This is a genomic window from Pseudomonas inefficax, from assembly GCF_900277125.1.
Lineage (GTDB): Bacteria > Pseudomonadota > Gammaproteobacteria > Pseudomonadales > Pseudomonadaceae > Aquipseudomonas > Aquipseudomonas inefficax.
This window is the reverse complement of record NZ_OPYN01000072.1, coordinates 1-1,410: the sequence shown is the minus strand read 5'-3', so window position 1 is coordinate 1,410 and position 1,410 is coordinate 1. Positions and strand designations below refer to the sequence as shown.

Annotated in this window: 1 protein-coding gene and 1 pseudogene; one reads left to right on the top strand and one right to left on the bottom strand. The window is 60.1% G+C overall.

From position 1 onward, the window contains the following. On the top strand, positions 1–1,175 hold a 1,175-nt coding region (locus tag JV551A3_RS09115; RefSeq protein WP_133978583.1), incomplete at its 5' end, for an OmpP1/FadL family transporter. Positions 1,176–1,217: 42 nt separating this feature from the next. Here the strand turns inward: JV551A3_RS09115 and JV551A3_RS09110 are convergent. Further along, positions 1,218–1,410: pseudogene (locus JV551A3_RS09110) on the bottom strand (LysR family transcriptional regulator); the annotation flags it as partial.

Here is a 1,410-nt window from a genome sequence, read left to right as displayed (position 1 = left end):
CCGGTTTCGCGGGACGTTCGTCTTCTGCCGAAGATGCCAGCACTGTGTATGGCAACCCCGCAGGCATGGCGCGCCGGAACCGCGAACAGGTCACCGTGGGTGGTGCGGCCGTGATAGCCAAAACCGATATTTCGGGCCGTGGTAGCAATTTCGGGGGGGAAACCGATGGCGACATGGTCCCGGTCGTGGGCGTGCCCATGGGTTACTATGTCAAGCCGATCGATGACCACTGGAGCGTTGGCTTCGGCGTTTACGTGCCATACGGCCTGATCACCGACTACGGCAGCGGCGACGCGGCGCGTTACTGGGGCAAGAAGAGCAAGGTCGAGGTTGTCACCTTCCAGCCAACCATCAGCTATGCCTTCAACGACAAGGTGTCGATCGGTTTTGGCCCGACCATCAACCGCATCAAGGGTGAGCTGGGCTCGAACCTGAACAGCCAGGCCTTCCCCGGGTTTCTGGGCGGTGGCCCTGATGGCGAAGTCAAGATCAAGGGCGACGACACTGCCGTCGGCTACAACATCGGCGTTCTTGTACAAGCCACAGACCGTACCCGCCTGGGTCTGACCTACCACTCGATGGTCGACTACAAGCTTGAAGGCGATACCCGTGTTTCCTACCCGGTCGCTCTTGCTGGTCTCAGCGGCAAGTTCGACGCCAGCCTGAAAATCAAGACGCCAGAGTCGGTGGACTTCTCGGTCACCCATGAGCTGGATGACCATTGGACCCTGTATGCGGGTAGCACCTGGACGCGCTGGAGCCGCCTGGAGAGTATCGTTGTCAAGAACGAAGCACCGGCGGGCTACCCACTGCAGACCATCACCGAAGAGCAGAACTGGCACGACACCTGGGCACACGCCATTGGTGCTGCCTACAAGGTGAACAAGGAGTGGACCCTGCGTGCAGGCTTCTCCGTCGACCAGTCGCCCACCAACAACCATGATCGCTCGCCGCGCATTCCTACCGGTGACCGTAAAGCGGTCAGCTTTGGTGCCGGTTGGAGCCCGAACGACGACATGACCATCGATGTCGCCTACTCCTACCTGTGGGAAGAGGACACCAAGGTCAACAATCAACCGGACACGCCGACGGAAGGTGCGTTGAAAGGCAGCTACCAGGCCAAGTACGAGAACAGCGCTCACGGTATCGGTGCGTCCCTCACCTACCGCTTCTGATCAGTACGCTTCACATGAAAAACCGCCCTCGTGGCGGTTTTTTCATACTTGCACCTGCCAGCTGTCGCCCAGGGCTTCGCAAAGGTAGTCCATGAATACACGCACTTTAGCGGTCATGGCGAAGCGGTCGGCCAGACACAGGTAGATATCCATCGGTTCGGTCTGGGCATAGGCCTGGCCGCTGTCGCTGTATTCGAACAACGGCACCAGCGCCCCGGCGGCCAGATGCGGCCGG